General features: G+C 39.5%; 16 protein-coding genes and 1 tRNA gene. 6 read left to right on the top strand and 11 right to left on the bottom strand.

Features of this window, described 5'->3' with window-relative positions; translation table 11 throughout:
* Nucleotides 1-23: 23 nt before the first annotated feature.
* A complete protein-coding gene (locus ACINWC141_RS07225; RefSeq protein ID WP_009389380.1) occupies nt 24-953 on the bottom strand; it encodes a lipooligosaccharide outer core biosynthesis glycosyltransferase GtrOC6 in 930 nt (309 codons plus the stop codon).
* Between the two features lie 30 nt (nt 954-983).
* Nucleotides 984-1739 carry a glycosyltransferase family 25 protein gene (locus ACINWC141_RS07230; protein WP_009389458.1) on the bottom strand — a complete coding sequence of 252 codons (756 nt, stop codon included), beginning with the start codon at nt 1737-1739 and terminating at the stop codon, nt 984-986.
* A 68-nt stretch (nt 1740-1807) separates the two neighbouring features.
* Between ACINWC141_RS07230 and ACINWC141_RS07235 the strand changes: the two genes are divergently transcribed.
* On the top strand, nt 1808-2698 hold the full coding sequence (locus tag ACINWC141_RS07235; protein WP_009389711.1) for a glucosamine inositolphosphorylceramide transferase family protein: 891 nt from the start codon (nt 1808-1810) through the stop codon (nt 2696-2698).
* Here ACINWC141_RS07235 and ACINWC141_RS07240 read toward each other — a convergent pair.
* The 9 genes from ACINWC141_RS07240 to ACINWC141_RS07280 form a co-directional block, all read right to left on the bottom strand.
* Nucleotides 2695-3729, bottom strand: a complete 1035-nt coding sequence (locus ACINWC141_RS07240; RefSeq protein ID WP_009389713.1) for a glycosyltransferase — start codon at nt 3727-3729, stop codon at nt 2695-2697. The two genes, ACINWC141_RS07235 and ACINWC141_RS07240, sit on opposite strands and share 4 nt — an antisense overlap.
* An 11-nt stretch (nt 3730-3740) precedes the next feature.
* Nucleotides 3741-4505, bottom strand: coding sequence for a glycosyltransferase family 2 protein (locus ACINWC141_RS07245; protein ID WP_009389426.1), 765 nt, complete (start codon nt 4503-4505; stop codon nt 3741-3743).
* A complete protein-coding gene (locus ACINWC141_RS07250) occupies nt 4502-5257 on the bottom strand; it encodes a polysaccharide deacetylase family protein (RefSeq protein WP_034677921.1) in 756 nt (251 codons plus the stop codon). Before ACINWC141_RS07250 ends, ACINWC141_RS07245 begins: the two co-directional genes overlap by 4 nt.
* Nucleotides 5254-6282, bottom strand: a complete 1029-nt coding sequence (locus ACINWC141_RS07255; protein ID WP_009389348.1) for a glycosyltransferase family protein — start codon at nt 6280-6282, stop codon at nt 5254-5256. Before ACINWC141_RS07255 ends, ACINWC141_RS07250 begins: the two co-directional genes overlap by 4 nt.
* Before the next feature lie 22 nt (nt 6283-6304).
* On the bottom strand, nt 6305-7195 hold the full coding sequence (locus ACINWC141_RS07260) for a mitochondrial fission ELM1 family protein (protein WP_009389687.1): 891 nt from the start codon (nt 7193-7195) through the stop codon (nt 6305-6307).
* A 68-nt stretch (nt 7196-7263) separates the two neighbouring features.
* Nucleotides 7264-8190: a branched-chain amino acid transaminase gene (locus ACINWC141_RS07265; RefSeq protein ID WP_009389399.1), complete on the bottom strand. Its 927-nt coding sequence runs from the start codon at nt 8188-8190 to the stop codon at nt 7264-7266.
* Nucleotides 8191-8214: 24 nt separating this feature from the next.
* Nucleotides 8215-10965, bottom strand: a complete 2751-nt coding sequence (gene glnE / locus ACINWC141_RS07270) for a bifunctional [glutamate--ammonia ligase]-adenylyl-L-tyrosine phosphorylase/[glutamate--ammonia-ligase] adenylyltransferase (RefSeq protein WP_009389710.1) — start codon at nt 10963-10965, stop codon at nt 8215-8217.
* 67 nt (nt 10966-11032) lie between these two features.
* Entirely contained in the window at nt 11033-12304 is a 1272-nt protein-coding gene (locus ACINWC141_RS07275) for a sensor histidine kinase (protein ID WP_009389428.1), read from the bottom strand.
* 522 nt (nt 12305-12826) lie between these two features.
* Nucleotides 12827-12913 (bottom strand) — tRNA-Leu (locus tag ACINWC141_RS07280).
* A 181-nt stretch (nt 12914-13094) separates the two neighbouring features.
* Between ACINWC141_RS07280 and queA the strand changes: the two genes are divergently transcribed.
* From queA to secF, 5 genes are all read left to right on the top strand, one after another.
* Entirely contained in the window at nt 13095-14132 is a 1038-nt protein-coding gene (gene queA / locus ACINWC141_RS07285; RefSeq protein WP_009389705.1) for a tRNA preQ1(34) S-adenosylmethionine ribosyltransferase-isomerase QueA, read from the top strand.
* Between the two features lie 291 nt (nt 14133-14423).
* Complete coding sequence (gene tgt, locus ACINWC141_RS07290; RefSeq protein ID WP_009389418.1) at nt 14424-15557, top strand: tRNA guanosine(34) transglycosylase Tgt; 1134 nt, start codon at nt 14424-14426, stop codon at nt 15555-15557.
* A gap of 97 nt (nt 15558-15654) precedes the next feature.
* Complete coding sequence (gene yajC / locus ACINWC141_RS07295; protein ID WP_003655131.1) at nt 15655-15984, top strand: preprotein translocase subunit YajC; 330 nt, start codon at nt 15655-15657, stop codon at nt 15982-15984.
* A gap of 51 nt (nt 15985-16035) precedes the next feature.
* On the top strand, nt 16036-17937 hold the full coding sequence (gene secD / locus ACINWC141_RS07300) for a protein translocase subunit SecD (protein WP_009389460.1): 1902 nt from the start codon (nt 16036-16038) through the stop codon (nt 17935-17937).
* Nucleotides 17938-17945: 8 nt separating this feature from the next.
* Nucleotides 17946-18911, top strand: a complete 966-nt coding sequence (gene secF, locus ACINWC141_RS07305; RefSeq protein WP_009389498.1) for a protein translocase subunit SecF — start codon at nt 17946-17948, stop codon at nt 18909-18911.
* The last annotated feature ends 59 nt before the right edge of the window (nt 18912-18970 follow it).

The raw sequence follows: 18970 nt of genomic DNA on the forward strand, positions 1-18970 counted from the left end.
TAAAATTTAGATAAGCCTAAAATTTATTTCCTAATATAGTTATCGCATAACTGTATCAATTCTGGATGTCTATCATGCTGATGGACGATAGGAATGATTTTTTGGTTGCGATTAATAATGAAACCTTGATCATTAATCGTAATTTGATCTATTCGATATAATCCAAGAGTTACAATAATAGACTCAAACGGCTGACAGCGAGTTACACCATCTAAATCATTGGTAATTAATAATTTATTGTGCATTGCCTGATCATAAATTCTTTCAGACATTTTTTGATATGGCTGTTTGCAGAACTCTTCAATCATTTTATTGATATAGACTTTAATCGAGTTCATATCTCCAATTGTGACGCCTGAGCACGAAACCTGCTCATCTTTTGCACTATTATAAAAACCATCTCCATATGCATCGATAATCCATTTTTGATTATATTGATCAGTGCCTATCGTATAATCTGGATTTTCCATACCAACAAAGAGTCCTTTGCCGAGATCTTTAAAAGGATTACCCTGAAAAAAAACGTCTCGCACATCGCTAAGCAGCACATGTGAAGCATCAGGATGACTTTCTACAACTTCTTTATATTCAAAAAAGCGACTCACATGCGGATAGCCTGTGATTTTAAGGGCTTTTATTTTTGAATCAGGAAGCGCTTCATTTACAGTTAATCCAATAATTTTCTTAAGAATATTTTTTATAAACTTAAACTTGTAAATACCTGAGTATTTTGACTTCGATTTAAATTTCCCAATAGTCGTAACTTTAAATTCAATTTTAAAATTTTTGATATCTGAAAATGCATTCACAAACTCTGGCATTTGCTCTTTATAGATAATTAAAGTCAAAATGCCATCAAAGTCTGTCTTTTCCAAAGAATATACAAAAGAAGAAATAAGATCAGCACTGTATCCAGTTGCTGACCCAATAATAATATTTTTTTGCTTAATCATAAAACTAATAATAAAACCTAAAAAAAACGGTTAAATTATATATTTATTAAGTATATATTTCTTTAATTTAACTCTTAAGTAACGTAAAAAATCACTGTCATCTTGTGAAGTAGGAGTAATTAAGCTTCTTTCCTTTTCTAAATAACTTAACGCATCATTATTTTCGATGATCGGGTGATCGAATAAAAAACAGACATAGAAACTAAAGTCACCTCGTCCAACAAGATCTTGCCAGTGATCATAAATTTTTATCGGTTGATGATAATCAACTAACATCTGGGCCATTTTACGGTCTACAACATAGGCATACGCATACGCTAGTTTTTCGAGATAGTCGTAATCAACTTTTAGAATTTTTTGGTTATACAACTCTTCGGGTAAATATTTTCCACGAACGCGATTGCATATTTTCATTTGAATACCGCCCAAGCTTAGAAAAAAGCACGGACCTAGGTTCAAAGAACGAATGTGTTTTTCTAAATCCTGAAAATCAATTTCAAAACGCTCGATCACATCATCTTCAAAAATAATGGCATATTCTTCATCAGAGCTTAAAAAATCTTTTAGTGCAGCAATATGAGACATGGCACAACCAAGCTCACCAGGCGTCATCGGTTTTTTCTTGCCTGCTACACCTTGTTGAAAATATTCACTGACGCTTAAATTTTTACCGATTACCCCAAACTGCTTAAATTCATCGCGATATTTGTAAAATGTTGCTTGAGAGTACAACTTTTTTAAACGTTCACTATTAGCAGATTCAATACTGATTAAATATTTTTTCATTTCATTCAAATGTTAAAATGAGTCAGGGATAGTCTATCTAATTATAGTTATATCGAGTGTAAAATTTAATGCTAAATCGCCTGATTCAAAAAAAATGGTATAAATACCAACAATCAAAAAAAGCAAAATCTTTTAACTCTCATTGGTATATGCGCTTTGGCTGGTTAGAACAACCTTTTACAACACTTGAGCAATTACATTCCCTGTTTGAGATCCACTCCCCTCAAAAGTTTACATTTGCAGATAGCTTTTATGCTCAAAAAAATGGCCGTCATTTCATTTTTTTTGAAGAAGTGGATGACGAACATCCAGTCGGCTTTCTTTCGGTCTTGGAAGTTTTTAAAGATGGCACCTACACCCCACCAGAGACAATCCTAAAGCTAGACTATCACCTTTCTTATCCTTGTATATTCAAAGAAAAAGACACTTGGTACATGATCCCAGAGACTTCTGCCAACAAGACAATTGAACTTTGGAAATGTATTGAATTTCCACTGAAATGGGAAAAGCATTCTAATCTGATCGAGAATATTGAAGCAGTCGACAGCACACCTTTTTATCATGAAGGCTTATGGTATCTTTTTACTTCAACACGGCGTGATTGTAAGAAGTTTGGTGATCGCTTAGATCTATTCTTTACCGAAGATATTTTAAATCCTAACTGGCAAGAGCACCCAATGAACCCAGTGTGCCGAGGCAGTCAGCAATTTCGTATGGCGGGTAAACCTTTTATTTATAAAGGGCAACTGGTTCGACCAAGCCAAGATTCTTTAAAACGATATGGCGGCAATATCGAATTAAAAGCGATTACTCAGCTTAGCCCAACAGTCTATGAAGAAAAATTACTAGAAGTGGTTTTACCAGACTGGAATCAGGCAGATGACGGTTGCCATACCATTAATGTCGAAGATAACTTCGTGGTACTTGATGCCATTCGCCTTACGCCAAAAAATAATTAAGTTTTCAGCAGATCTTTATAAATATTAAGCGTCTGCTCAGCCATGGCTGGTACAGTCAGTTCAGCCTTGGCTTTTGCATACAAAGGACTAAAGTCATTTTGCGCATCGGGCTTAAGTGCAGCTTGAATTGCGCTTGCTAAGCCCTCTGCATCTCCAATTTCTGCTAGATATTGCTCCGGCAGCCATTCAATCACACCGTTCACTTTGGTTGAAGCCACTGCTTTATCAGCCTGTAAAGCTTCTACCATCACTAATGGAAAACCTTCACGGTCTGATGATAAAACCACAACATCTGCTAACTGGACCAGATCACGCGCATCAGTTCTAAACCCAAGAAAAGCGACCCGATTTTGCATGTTTAATTCACTGACTTGTTTCTCTAAACTTGCTCGAAGCGAACCATCGCCTACAATGCATAAATTGGCATCAATCTGTTGCATCGCCCCAATCAATAAACTGATATTTTTTACTGGCTCTAGACGTCCAATACACATGACAACTTTTTTGCTTACGTCTAGTTCAGCAAAATCTTTTTGAATCGATTGAAGTAGCTTTTCTTTATTTTCAGTTTTAAGAGCAAGTTGAGGATATACCCCGTTATAAACCACGTGTGCTTTAGACTCAGGAATGCCTTGCGTTAGTGCTTGGCTTACTGCAATAACTGCATCACCTGCTAAATAGGCAGATTTATTCTTTTTAGTACCGTGCACCGTCGTTACAAATTTTGGACCAGTTAAAAATGGTTTAATTCGGGCAATCAGCTCAGCTGCCTTTCCTGCTTGTGCATGAACAATAGCGGGTTGGATTTGCTGAATGAGATTTTTAAGTTGCCAGAGTAAAAAAATATTCCAGCGGCTACGGGCAAAGTCGACAGCATGAAAATGTACTTGTTGGCTAAATTTGTCTAGATAGCAAGGATGTGCAATCACATGTACTTCATGATTTAAAGCGAGCTCATTAACAAGGTTAAAAGTGTGCTGCTCTAACCCACCAACGCCACCACTAGTTGCCAATACCTGAACAATTTTCATAGCTTGCCTACTTATTTTTTATCTTTATTCATGGTCTGTTCAAATAGTTTGGCTTCTTTTAAAAAAGCATAAAACGCGTTAATCATACTATTTACGAAACCACGCCAACCATTTAAGAAACTGCGGCGAATAAAATAAGACTTCATAAAAGTCATCGGCATGACCAGAACCAATTTTGCAACGCTTGGAGATTTTCCTTTTTGGTATTTTTCTAAAGCCTTTAAATTAGAATATTGGTTATTTTTTTCGACCTTAACGAAAATACTCGACTCGCCATAGTGATAAATATCATGTTGCGCACGCTGTGATTCACCTTCCACAATCACATTTTCATGGACTTTATTGGCAAGGTCATAATGCCCTTTAGACTTGCGAAAAAAGCGCACCTTTGCATGTTTTTTAGTATGTTTACTGTTGGGAACACCTAAGAACACATCATTAATCGGCGTGATTAAAGCATCAAGCTTGTTCTGCTGAATCGTTTCAACTATCTCTTTTTTTAACTCTTCAGATAGGACTTCATCGCCATCTAAGTTCAGTACCCAATCATTTCGGCATTGTGCTAAAGCTAAACTTTTTTGCCCAGCATAGCCTTGCCAGTCTTGGTGAGAAATTTGCGTATTATCAAAGCGCTGTACAATTTCATAAGTATTGTCAGTACTGCCTGAGTCTAAAATAATAACTTCATCAAACTCACTGACACTTTGCAAAGTCCGCTCTAACCAAGCACCACAATTTAAAGTGACAATGTAAACACTACATGGAATTTTATTCATAACTTATAACGTCCTTTAGCAAGGGCGATACGCATCTGTAAAGCATTCATGGCACCATGCGTGCTGACACGTGGAATATTAAATTGATTGCCTGCCTCATACGCTTCGATTTTTTTACGAGTCGATACTGCGTTTTTAAAGCCAATCTCTTGCGCCATTTTCTGGTGCTTTTCATTAAATCGACCAAACGGATAAGCAAAGCTCGGACATTTCCCCACTAACGCTTCAACATCTTGTTTTGACTGAAGCATTTCGTCATAAGCGGTTTGATCATCAAGCTTGAGTAAGTTCACATGATGCTGAGTATGTGCACCAAATTCAATAAAACCAGAATTCGCCATTTCATGGATTTGCTCATGAGTTAGCTTTTCAATTCCTTCAATTTGGGTCGCTAAATAAATGGTTGCCTTTGCATTATATTTTTTGAGTAATGGATAGGCATATAAATAATTATCCATAAAGCCATCATCAAAACTTAAAGCAACGACATTCTTTTGATTACGATATTGCTCAAGCTCAGAAACAAAGCAAAAAGTAGTCCTTTTACGCGCCAACAACTGCAAGAGTTGTTCAAACTTTTCAGGTGGCATATTCATGCCAGAAGCCGCATCTTTAGGAGTGACCTGATGCAACATCACAATGCGTGGTAATTTGTTCGAACGAAACGGAAGCCAGAAAGTATAATTACCCAGCACATATAACAGTGCAGCAAGTGCTAGTAGGCCTACCGCAACGTACAAAAACCACATCATGCATACACCTCATGTGACCATTCATAATCTTCTGAAAGGGGCTGCTTAAATGTCACTTCAACCATAAATTGGGTGATGCGCTTAGCATTGAAAGATTTGCGTGTTTTCTCCCACCCCTCTTTCGCTATTTTTTCAGCCTGCTCTGGGTTCTGATCAAAGAATTGAATCTTCTTGGCTAAATCAAACTGATCATCAAAGTAAACAACTTCCTGCTCGGTGTAGAGCTTCTCAAAACCTGGAATTCTTGGGCTAAAAGTGAGTAAACCATTACCAGTCAGTTGTACAATACGGTCAGAACTATACAAGGTTACATCGTTACGGCGTGAATAATTGAGTCCCATTTTTGTTTCAGACAAAACTTTATAATACGCTTTACCGTAAACACCCGGCTGCTCAAAACAGCCGTAATATTGATAGTTCACATGACCCTGTTGCAATGCATCTGCTAAGTCCTTTAAGAACTTTTCACGCTCAGGTTCTTTATAAACCACGCCACAAAAAATAAAGGTCTTGTCCGTGTTCGGGTTTGAAAATTGTTGTAGGGTCTCTACATTACGATGACCAACATTTGGCAAATAGGCCACGCTTAAATGAGGTTGTTTTAATTTTTCTAGATATTCGCCACCGGTTGTGCAGAAAATAGCATCTAAATATGGCGAGAATGCTTTAACAAAGTCGAGTTTGCTTTCAAGATAAAGCGGGTCAACATACCAAAATGCAATTTTAGTATTTGGATAAGATTCTTTAATCTGTCTGAGAACATCCGGACTCATTAAATCACTATGCCCGATGAGTACCAGATCAGGTTCAATATTATTAACGACCTTTAATACTTCTTTATTGGCCCAATTGGCACCCAGTTTTTTTGTTTTAAAAATGGTTCCCATTCGAGCCATGTCACGAAAACTAAAATCATAAACGAAATGGCCATTTTCAATTAATCCGGCAGAAATTTTACGGTCTGTACAGTAAAAATGGGCGCCTTGTTTATTAAAGCCAAAATTCGCAATATGCAATATTTTCATTTATTTACTCAAAATAAAAAATTTAATTTTTCGCTAAAAGATATGTTGCCACACGGTCTGCTTCTTTAAAAGCATAAGGTTGTGGTAACTGTACAACACAAGTCTGCTGTGAAATTAATTTTGATTCTAACATTTGATCAACTGAGTGGGTAATGCGGTCATCTTTCAAACGGTCCATTGCCATTACCCCAACTCGACAACCCGCAGTAAGCGCCTCAAAAATCATAGATACGCTATCTTCTGTCACCCAAACAGCTTCTGCTTTTTGCATTTCTTCAAAAATCCAGCCTTGGGGGGTTTGCTCAACCGGAAATATTTGTAAATGCTGGGCAAAGCTTTGCTGTTTTACAATATCGATAAATTCTGCTGGGGTTCGGCGTGAAGTCGTCAGAATAATTTCAGCATCCGGATTATTCTCAACAATTTTTTGCACACTGCTTAATACTTTATCTTGATTCCATTGATGTCGTTTAGAGGAACCACCTAAAGCAATTAAAACTCGATCTTTTTGATGGCGGTTTTCATTAAGAATTGGATTTAATGCACCACGCGTGACAATCACATGGCTGTCGGCATGAATACCATCATGCTCTGGAATAACCGCATAATCAAAACAAATCACGGGTAAGTTAGGCTTCATTAAAATAATCGTTTTAGCCTTTTTGAAAATTTTACCGAGTAACCAGACACGAAAATGAGTGTGGCTTCCTACTCCAAATATAAAATCGGGCGCTTGTTTAAATAAGGAGTTCTTTGAAGAGAGAAGTGCCTGAATTAAAGAAATAATCGGTAAATCAGCAATGAGGACCTCTTCAAAAGTTGTATCTGCCTGTTGTCTTTGCATCGCCTGAAACAAGCCTAACGCTTGTGAGCGGTGCCCTGCCTTACCATCAGAGACATAGACAATATGCATAAAAGCCCCCTAAGCCAAAAAATAAAAAGGCGAAACCAAAGTTCGCCTTTTCATGTTAACGGATTAACTTATTTTACGTAAGTTAACCAGTGTTCATATTTCGGGTTTTTACCTTGAACCGCATCAAAGAAAGTCTTTTGAATTTCAGTGGTAATTGGGCCACGGCAACCTGCACCGATTTGACGGTCATCATATTCACGAATTGGTGTTACTTCCGCAGCAGTACCTGTAAAGAATGCTTCATCTGCAATGTAGAATTCATCACGTGTAATACGACGCTCAACAACTTGATAACCAAGATCTCTAGCAATCGTCATTACTGTTTGACGTGTAATACCATCAAGCGCACCACCAGCGATATCTGGAGTGTGTAAAACGCCATCTTTAATTAAGAATACGTTTTCACCAGAACCTTGGCACACATAACCTTGTGGGTCCATTAACATTGCTTCGTCGTAACCAGAATGTGCAACTTCTTGATGAGCAAGAATTGACAACGTGTAGTTACCAGATGCTTTTGCTTTACACATCGTCACGTTTGGATGATGGTGAGTAAATGATGAAGTTTTAACACGAATACCATTCGCCATTGCTTCATCACCAAGGTATGCACCCCACGCCCATGCTGCAACCGCAGCATGAATCGTGTTATTCGTTGCTGCAATACCAAGTTTTTCTGAACCGATCCAGATTAATGGACGTAAATAGCAAGAAGCTAATTTATTTTCACGTACAACATCGATTTGTGCTTGTTCAAGCGCTGCTTGGTCATACGGTACTTTCATTTGATAAATTTTTGCTGAATTTAACAAACGTTTTGTGTGGTCTTGCAGACGGAAAATGGCAGTACCTTTAGGGGTTTCATAAGCACGAACACCCTCAAATACGCCCATACTGTAGTGTAAAGTATGTGTTAAAACGTGAATCTTCGCATCACGCCAATCAATTAATTGTCCATCTTGCCAAATAAAACCATCACGATCAGCCAAATTCATGGAACACTCCAAATTGTTATAAAATCATTCACTATCCAACTCAACCGAGGCGGTTGGGTCTATTAATCTTTGCCATAAATTGCAAACGACCGCACGGGTACTACGCCAGTCCGCTGCGCTTACTTGCATGGATTGATTTGCAAGGGCTAAGCGGTGGCTTTCGGCACGTTCACTAAGATAGGCTCGAATTAATGCTGTGGCATCTTCACTGGATAAGCAGTCTGCTTTAGCAGCATCTTCTAAAATTCTTACGTTATCAGAATAATGGGCGAGATCAGGGTTCGTCCCGCTCCATGCAAGTACAGCATACTGTGCCATAAATTCGATATCTACGATACCACCTGCGTCCTGTTTTAAATGAAAAATACCATGTTTTTTCTGTTCAGAAGATGAACCTAGGTGGTCTTTCATTTTCTGACGCATTTTCAACACTTCTTCACGAACATAAGCCTCATCTCTAGACTGAGTCAATATCTCGCGGCGAAATATTTCAAATTTCTGGCAAAGCTCCTCATCGCCAGCAATAGAGCGCGCACGAACGAGTGCCTGATGCTCCCAAAGCCATGCACTTTTCAACTGATAGTGCTCATAGGCTTTCAAACTTGTCACCAATAACCCAGCCTCACCTGAGGGTCTTAAGCGTGTATCAATTTCATAGACACGGCCATCAAGTGTTTGTGTGGTCATGAGCGACATAAACTTTTGAGCGACACGCATAGCGAATTCAAAGCCAGTAATAGACTTCGTTCCATCTGTATCGGATTGTTCATCTAGATAATGAATAAAGACAAGGTCTAAGTCAGAACCATAGCCAAGCTCAATGCCACCCACCTTACCATAGCCAATGACAGCAAAGGCTTTGTAGTCGAGTGAGCAGCGTTTCCCCTCGACATCACATGGATAGCCATGGCGCTTTGCTACTGTTTGATAAGCCAAATGAAGGGTTGCATTGACACTGACTTCCGCAATATCAGTTAATGCATCAGATACTTTCATGAGTGGGCTTTCAGCTAACACATCACTTGCAGCAACAGTGAGTACATTGCTCTTTTTAAACAGTCGAAGTGCTCGCATTTGGTCTTCAACTTGATCAATTTCAATGCGAAGCAACTGCTGACGTAATGAGTCTTCTAAGTCTTTACGCTTTGGCAACTCAAAGCCCATCGATAAAAACTCATCAAGCAGTACTGGATATTGCGTTAGCTCTTCGCAAATCCATGGACTTACCGTCGCCATTTTCACTAAGCGTTGCAATGCCCCTTTACTTTCAATCAGCATGACTAAATACACGGTCCGGCGCATGACCGATTCAATCAGTGGCATTAAGCGCAAAAGTGCAGTTTGAGGTTGGTCAGACTGTAAAATCACTTCAATTAAATGAGGCCAGAATGTCTTTAATCGCTGAACCGCATTGGAAGGTAGTTTTTTGAGTGCGTGCCCGTGCCAGAACTCGTGAATCAGATTTTTCGCCTTGTCATCTAGCACTTCATCTAACTGTTGCTCTAATTGCCCAAAGTTTTCAGTAGCTGCATTTGAACTTGTATCTTCAATGAGTTGCTTAAATTGAACTTTTACTTTCTGGCGTTTCTCGTTAAGAACATCAATAAATTCATTCCAACTCGCAAAACCCAAGGTATCTATAATGCGTTGTCTTAGGTCTGCTTCTTCTGGCAATAGCTGGGTTTGTTGGTCATTCAGGGCTTGAATCGCATGTTCAACACGGCGCAAAAACAAATAGGCATCTTCTAGTTCTAAAACGGCTTGTCGTTCTAACAAACCTGCTTCACCAATGTGCTCAAGACTGACTAAACACTGGCGGTCTTGCAATTCACGTTTAGAGCCACCGTAAATCAACTGGAACACCTGAACAATAAATTCAATTTCGCGAATACCACCCGCTCCGAGTTTAATATCATCCTCGATATGGCGACGTAACACTTCACGCTCAATCATCGCTTTCATATCGCGCATAGCGGCAAAAGCGGTGTAATCAACATAGCGACGGAACACAAAAGGGCGAGTCATTTCCAACAAGTCTTGCCCTTCTTTACCACCAGTTACAACACGTGCTTTAATCCACGCATAGCGTTCCCATTCACGACCATGCTGACTTAAATATTTTTCCAAAGCTGCATGACTAATCGCCAATGCCGAGCCATCCCCCCAAGGGCGTAAACGCATGTCGACTCTGAATACAAAACCGTCTGCGGTAATGTGTTCAAGTAAATAAATTAACTTTTGTCCCCATAAAATACAGAACTGCTGTACATCAATGCATTTACGACCATTGGTTTCACCCTGTTCATCAAAGGCAAAAATCAAGTCAATATCACTCGACAGATTAAGCTCTTGAGCACCGAGTTTACCCATGGCAACCACAATCAAATCTTGAACTTTGCCAGAGTAACTCATCGGTTCACCATGTTTCGCCACGAGTGCTACACGTGCAAAATCTTTTGCCGCACAAATACTGGCATCGGCAAAATCAGAAAGTTCGCGAGTGAGTGTGACAACATCGGTGAGCTGATTGGCATCCTGCCAAATCCAACGGAACATTAAACGACTTCTTAAAATGCGTAATCCACGCATCCAAGACGTTTCGTCCCCAATTCCATCTAATGTGGTTTCTACAAATTGATAAATCTGTTCAGTCGAGAGCGGTGCAGTAAATTGACCTATTTGGTAATCTTGTTCTAAAACAGCCTGATGCAGGCCTAAAACTTGTTCTGCGTACTGACTAGCACGCAATGTTTTTTGTAACTGCTCCGCATTCATATAAAAAGCTCTTTTCCTCGTACTCTGTTTTTAGTTATAGCAGTTCGAGTAGCGGGAAGAAAAGGGATTAGACTAATTTTGCTTCTGCTGAAGAGTAATGTTCGGCATGAGTCTCGTGGCTTTCTTGAGCAGAAGGTAATAAAACTTTAAATGACGTTCCTACGCCTTCTTTGGAGCTGACATTAATTTGCCCCTGATTAATCTCCACAAAACGCTTACAAAGACTCAAACCAAGACCCGCACCTTTTTCACCTGCGGTTCCTTTAAAGCTGGCGGTAATACGTGGATGGAACAAATTTGCCATTTGCTGTTCGGTCATACCTAGACCTGTGTCTCGAACTGTTATTTCTATATTTTTGTCAGCCTGTCTAGCTTCAATAAAGACTTTGCCTGATCCATCAACATCTGTAAATTTCAGTGCGTTTGACACCAAGTTTTGAATCACAGAGGTCATCATATTGATATCGGCATAGATTTTTAAATCTTCTGGCACATCATTCACCAGTTCAATATTTTTTTTCAACGCTAAGGTACGCAAAACATCACAAACGATATTGCTGACTTGTCTAAGCTTAAAGTTAATCGGGTGATAAACAAAACGCCCACCCTCTGCCATCGCCCATGTGAGTAAGCTTTCAAGCAAGTTATAGGTCGATTGCGAAGTGTCGTATAAATAGTCAGCAATATTTTGAATGCTAGATTCATCTAAAGTTTCACGCTCTTTGGCGAGTACCTCAGAAAACCCGAGTAGTCCATGAAATGGTGCACGCAAGTCATGCGAAATAATCGAGAAAAATTTAGTTTTACTTGAATTAATCGCAACCTGTTGCTCATAGAGTTCATTTAACTCTTCATAGTTAAACTTCAACTCGACTTGCTGCATAAAAGTAGAACAATAATCGAGCAACAATTGAATATCGTCATCTTCAAATTTAGCTGCATCATCATCAAAAAAGACAGCGAAGCCCATAGAAGTTTTATCAGGATATAAAAGATGTACGGCCAATGCCCTACTACACTCGATATTTAATTCTTTTAAATAATTGGTTAAATTTTGATAAGAAGGATGTAAGTGATTAATCACCTGTTGTTTGGCAAAGCACTGTTTTAAATGTTTCGAAGGCTTAAAAGAAATAGCCGTCATGCCTTCTGGGCAATGATGCCAAAAGTAAGGTTCTTGATTAAAAGTTAATAAGGCTTTTTTACACTTCAAAAGTCGAAGACTAAACCGGAAAAATTGCTCAATATAGTTCTGCTCGGCATTTAAGCCAAGCAACAGAGAAATTCTACAAGCACTTAATTGCTCAACCTGATTTAGTTCTAAACGCTGGAATGTCATTGCCCGCCTCACAGATTTTGTCGTTTTTGGTCGCAAACGCTCTTAAAAATGTACTTATAATCATTATGATCTACTACAAACTTTAACACAGTACATAAAAAGAGCAACGTTCTTTTCGAAATAGAAATGTGAAGTTTCAATTAAAGGTTTTCAGATACATAAAGTGGGTATGTTTTAGAAAAATACAACAAATGTTTGAACGTGGAGAGTTGAAAGATGTTGGAAATGCGAGTTCGTAAAATGGTAGAAAGCGGCTTAAAAGTACTGTTTGAATAAGCGCTTAGGGGGCGGGTTTAATTTGGCTTATATTAAACTCGCCTCATATTAAAATAAGGGCTTTTATGAGAATAAAAATTGAAAGATTTTTATAACTTCTACGTTTATAGCTCGAGATTCGAGTCCGACCCTCGGAGCCAAATTATGAGTTCGCCATTTCTTAAGATCAAACAACTTTTTATAGCCAACAAAAAACCCCTAAACCGTTAGTTTAGGGGTTTTCGTAGAATCTTTCGATTCTGAATCTGGTCCCGAGGGTCGGACTCGAACCGACACGTCATCTCTGACAGCGGATTTTGAGTCCGCCGCGTCTACCAATTTCACCACCTCGGGAGAGGAAGTATGTTTGTGTTGCGTATATTAGCGCGTTTGTAAAACTTGTCAAACCCTAAGTGAATATTATCGTTCACTTTTAGATCATTTAAACATTTTTCATGATTTAGGCCATAAGCACAGCCATAAAAAAGCGAAAAAGTTTATACTAGGCCCAATTTTTGCGGTGTTTTTTCTAAATATGCAACTGTCTGACTTTTCCTTTGAATTACCTGATGAACTTATTGCCCGTTACCCTCTCGAATCACGTAGTGCTTCACGGTTGTTGCACTTAGACTCAAAGGGTCAATATCACGATCACATGTTCACAGACATTATCGATCTGTTCGAAGAAGGTGATTTGTTGGTGCTTAATGACACCAAGGTCATGAAAGCTCGACTTAAAGGAAAACGCTCTACAGGTGGTGCGATTGAGATTTTGGTTGAGCGCATGCTGAATCACACCACAGCGTATTGTCATATTAAATCGAGCAACTCACCTAAAGCGGGTGCCGAGCTTTTTGTTGGTGCAGATAACATTCCTGTGATTGTACGTGGCCGTCACGAAAATTTATTTGTGGTTGAATTTTCACAGCCTATTTTGCCTGTACTTGAGCAATATGGTCAGTTACCTATTCCGCCTTACTTTAACCGTGAAGCAGAAGAAATCGACACTGAACGCTATCAAACGGTTTTCCATAACCCAGAAAAAATTGCCAGTGTTGCCGCTCCTACTGCCAGCTTGCACTTTGACGAAGAGTTACTAGCAAAGTTAGAGCAAAAAAATGTTCAAAAATCTTTTGTGACTTTACACGTCGGTGCTGGCACATTTATGCCTGTTCGTACTGATGATATTACCAATCATGTCATGCACAGTGAATGGTGTGATGTACCTCAAGAAACCATTGATTTAATTTTGGCGACTAAAGCACGCGGCAATAAAGTGATTGCCGTTGGTACAACTGCAACACGTGCTTTAGAAAGTGCAGCACAAGCTCATGGCGGTAAAATTGCAGCTTGGACTGGCGACACGCAAATCTTTATTTATCCGGGCTATGAGTTCTGCATCGTAGACCGTTTAATTACTAACTTCCATTTGCCAGAGTCTACTCTGCTCATGTTGGTGTCAGCGCTATCAAATCGAGACAATATTTTGGCTGCTTATGAACATGCAGTTAAAAGCCGCTATCGTTTCTTTAGTTATGGCGATGCAATGCTGGTTGATAAATTAGAAATTTAAAAATTAATATATTGATCGATATTGTTAAACGTCTCCTCTCTCTTATAAAAGGATGTGTATGTTTAGCAATATCGCTCAGCTCTGCCCAATGAATTAGAATTTTTATAAATCTAAAGTTTAGATATTTCCTTCATTAAAATATCGATGCAATAACAGCTATCCTTAGTTTCTCCCATCTTTTTATATAACGGCTACATTTAGTAGTAGAACTACGTCGCAGAATCAAGGAAAATAGCTCTCTTTTTAGCAGCGAACTGTTTCTTCGCCTCTGCTCGTGTTCAGGATTTTTAGATGAAGTTTGAAAAATTAGGTCAGTCGGGGCGCGCCCGTCGTGGTCGTTTAACTTTAGAGCATGGTGTTGTTGAAACACCTGTTTTTATGCCAGTGGGGACTTACGGCACAGTCAAAGGTATGCTACCACGTGATATCGAAGACATTCAGGCACAAATTATTTTAGGAAATACCTTCCATTTATATTTGCGCCCAGGTCTTGAAGTGATTAAAGAACACGGCGGTTTGCATAACTTTATTAAATGGGATAAGCCAATTTTGACTGACTCTGGCGGTTTCCAGGTTTTTAGTCTTGGCGCAATGCGCAAAATCAAAGAGGAAGGTGTTACTTTCCGCTCGCCGATTGATGGTTCAAAAGTATTTTTATCGCCTGAAATTTCTATGGAAATTCAGCAAGTTTTGAACTCTGACATCGTCATGATTTTTGATGAATGTACACCGTATCCTGCAACTCATGAAGAAGCACAAAAATCATTGCAGCTTTCTTTACGCTGGGCAAAACGTTGTAAAACCCATCATCATGATGAGCTTAAAAATAAGAATGCGTTATTTGGCATTATTCAAGGCGGTATGTATGAAGACTTACGTGATGAGTCTTTAAATGGCCTTCTTGAAATTGGCTTTGATGGTTATGCGATTGGCGGCTTATCTGTAGGTGAACCTAAAGATGAGATGATCAAAGTTTTAGATTATCTACCAAACAAAATGCCACAGGAAAAACCACGTTACTTGATGGGCGTTGGTAAACCGGAAGATATCGTTGAAGCGGTGCGCCGCGGTGTCGATATGTTCGACTGTGTAATGCCAACCCGTAATGCGCGAAACGGTCATTATTTTGTCACTGATGGTCTGGTACGTATTCGTAATAGTAAATATCGCCATGACCAGAGCCCGCTCGATCCACATTGCGATTGCTATACTTGTAAGAACTTTACCCGTGCTTATCTATTCCATCTTGAAAAATGTGGAGAGATGTTAGCGTCTATGCTCGGTACTATTCATAACTTACGTTATTACCAACGTTTAACTGAAGGTATGCGTGATGCATTAGACAATGGCACCTTTGATGAATTTGTTCAGGACTTTTATGCCCGTCGTGGATTAGAAGTTCCACCATGTCCGGTTGATGAATAAGCCCGATTTGCGCTCAACCTCAAGACAAGGTAAATTGCAAAACGAATTAGGATTATGTCAGGTATCTGACTCATATTTTTAACTTTAGGAAATCAAAATGAGCTTTTTAATTTCTGCTGCACATGCAGCACCGGCAGCTGGCCCAACTACAGGTATTTTGCCAAACATCTTGATGATTGTTGTATTCGTTGCAATCTTTTATTTCTTAATTTGGCGTCCTCAAGCAAAGCGTGCTAAAGAGCACCGTTCTTTAATCGAGAGCTTAGGTGTAGGTAGTGAAGTTGTGTTCGCTGGTGGTTTAATGGGCAAAGTAACCAAAATTGAAGGTGACTATGCAGTTGTTGAACTTAGCCGTGGTGTAGAAGTAAAAATTCAGCGTGCCAGCGTAATTTCAGTATTACCTGAAGGCACTCTAAATAACCTTTAATCATAAAACAGTCGTGCTTTAGCACGGCTTTTTCATTTAAGAAGAAAGCGAATGCGTTACCCTGCATGGAAATATTTACTGATTCTGGTTGTTCTGGTAGTCAGTACATTATACGCACTGCCTAGTCTATATCCGGATGAGCCCGCCGTTCAAATTTCCGGTGCCAAAGCTGGTACCCAAATTGATCAAAGTGTGGTGCAAAAAGCAGAGCAAATTTTAAAAACAGCAAATATTGCAAGTCACGATAATACTTTTACCAATAATGCTGCCCTCTTGCGTGTCAGCTCTTCTGAAGCGCAATTGAAAGCAAAAGAAGTATTACGTCGTGACTTAGGTGATCAATATGTTGTCGCCCTAAACCTTGCACCAACCACACCGGAATGGCTGCAAAAGATTGGCGCAAAACCAATGAAACTTGGTTTGGACTTACGTGGTGGTGTCCACTTCTTGCTTGAAGTAGATATGGACAAAGCCGTTGCCCAACGTATGGAAACCTCTGCCACCGATTTGCGTCGTCAGTTCCGTGAAAACAAAATCAAATTTAATAGTCTTGCATTAACAAACAATGTAATCACTGTTCAATTTGCTGACAATGCTGACCGTGATGCAGCAATGGATTTTCTACGTCGTAATGGGAATGAATATACCCAACAGGCATTAGCAAGCTCTACAGGTTCTACTTTAAAGCTTTCTTATACTGATGTACGTCGCCAAGAAATCCAGTCATATGCGGTAAACCAAAACTTAACAACATTACGTAATCGTATTAACGAACTTGGTGTTGCAGAAGCATTGGTACAAAGTCAGGGTAGCAACCGTATTGTTGTTGAATTACCGGGTGTACAAGATACAGCTGAAGCTAAACGTGTTTTAGGCCGTACTGCAAACCTCGAATTCCGCTTGGTTTCTGACTCAAATAATCAATATATTGACCCATATACAGGTAAATATAATGGTCAGCCTTTACCTCCGGGCACAGAAGTTTTTGCTTATGAGTCTTTAGATAGCGGTCGTCAACTTTTGTTGCAACGTAATCGTATCTTGACTGGTGAGCGCGTTCAAAATGCAAGTTCTGGCTTTAGCCAAGACTCTGGTGGTGCCGAGGTAAATATTACCCTCGACAGTGCTGGCGGTAAGCTGATGTCCGATGCAACTCGTAATGCTGTTGGTAAACGCATGGCGGTATTGTTCATCGAGAATAAGCAAAAAATTACTTATGTCACAGATCCTAAAACTGGTGCACAAACAGAAGTTCGTACTCCATACACTGAATCTGTAGTCATCAATGCTGCAACTGTTCAAGCCGTTTTAGGTTCAACTTTCCGTATTACCGGTTTAAGTTCTCCTCAAGAAGCAGCAGAACTCGCATTAATGCTACGTGCAGGTGCTTTGGCTGCGCCAATGTATTTTGTTGAAGAACGTGTGGTTGGTCCAAGTCTTGGTCAAGAAAATATTGATAAAGGCGTATTATCAACTCAAATCGGCTTCTTGCTTGTTGCAATCTGGATGGTGGTTTTCTTCCGTCTATTCGGTTTAATCGCTAACTTTGCTCTTGTGTTTAACTTGGCAATGATTTTAACGGTTATGTCATGGATTGGAGCCTCCCTTACCTTACCGGGTATTGCAGGTATCGTCATTACCATTGGTATGGCAGTCGATTCTAACGTATTGATCTGTGAACGTATTCGAGAAGAAATGCTCTGGGGAGCCTCGCCCAAGCAGGCCATTGTGGCCGGTTATGATCGAGCCTATAACACCATTTTTGACTCTAACTTAACGACGTTCCTCGTTGCTTTCATTTTATTTGCAATTGGTTCAGGCACAATTAAAGGTTTCGCTGTAACATTAATGATTGGTATTGTGTGTTCGATGTTTACTTCAATTACAGTGACTCGCGCAATTGTACAAATCATTTATGGTAAACGCCGTAACTTGAAAAAGTTGAGCATTTAAGGAGATCGATGATGACTAAAATGACTCAACAAGAATCAAAACAATATACTCGTCCGGATGATGCAAAAATCATCCCGTTCATGAAGATTGCTAAACCTGCGGCAATCTTCTCGATCCTGATTACATTGGCGAGTATTTTCTTTATTGCGACTAAAGGTCTTAACCTCGGTTTGGACTTTACTGGTGGTGTCTCTGTCGAGTTGAACTATGCTCAACCAGCAAATCAGTCTGAAGTCGTTCAGGCACTTGGTAAAGCTGGTTTTAAAGATGCTGTAGTGCAAACGTTAGGTAGTAATAAAGACTTAATCGTGCGCATGCCTGTACAAGATATTAAGGTCGAAGACCTTAATAATGCCATCAATAAGGCTGTGCAATTACCAAACAATGCCGCAGTAGTTCATAAAGTGGACTCTGTAGGTGGTCAAGTAGGAAACGAGCTTTATGTTCGTTCTGCTGGTGCGGTTGCTCTTGCACTTATTTTAATGTTGATCTACGTGACGATCCGTTTCGAGTTTAAGCTCGCAATGGGTGCCGTAATGTCTCTATTCCACGACATCATCATTATTATTGGTGCTTTTGCATTATTCCAGTGGCCGTTTGACCTTACGGTTTTAGCTGCGGTACTTGCTGTTATTGGCTTCTCGCTTAACGATAACATTGTAGTGTCAGATCGTATCCGTGAAAATTTCCGTAAAATTCGCGGAGCGACTCCTCGTGAAATCGTCGATATTGCATTAACCGAGACTTTACGTCGTACCATTCATACATCAATGACCTTATTGCTAGTCGTTCTAGCAATGATGTTCTTAGGGGGTGATGGCTTACACTGGTTCTCTATCGCAATGTTTGTTGGTGTCTTTGTAGGTACTTACTCTTCAATTTATATCGGTACAGCTTTTGCCTTATGGCGTGGTCTTAACCGTCAGGACTTCATCGTTCAGGTTAAACCTGAATTTGAAGATGACATTCCTTAAGTTGGATGATGACATTCCTTAAGTTGGATAAAGTAAGACATATAAAAAAACCGCGATTA

The organism is Acinetobacter sp. WC-141 (assembly GCF_000313935.1).
In the GTDB taxonomy this organism is placed as follows: domain Bacteria; phylum Pseudomonadota; class Gammaproteobacteria; order Pseudomonadales; family Moraxellaceae; genus Acinetobacter.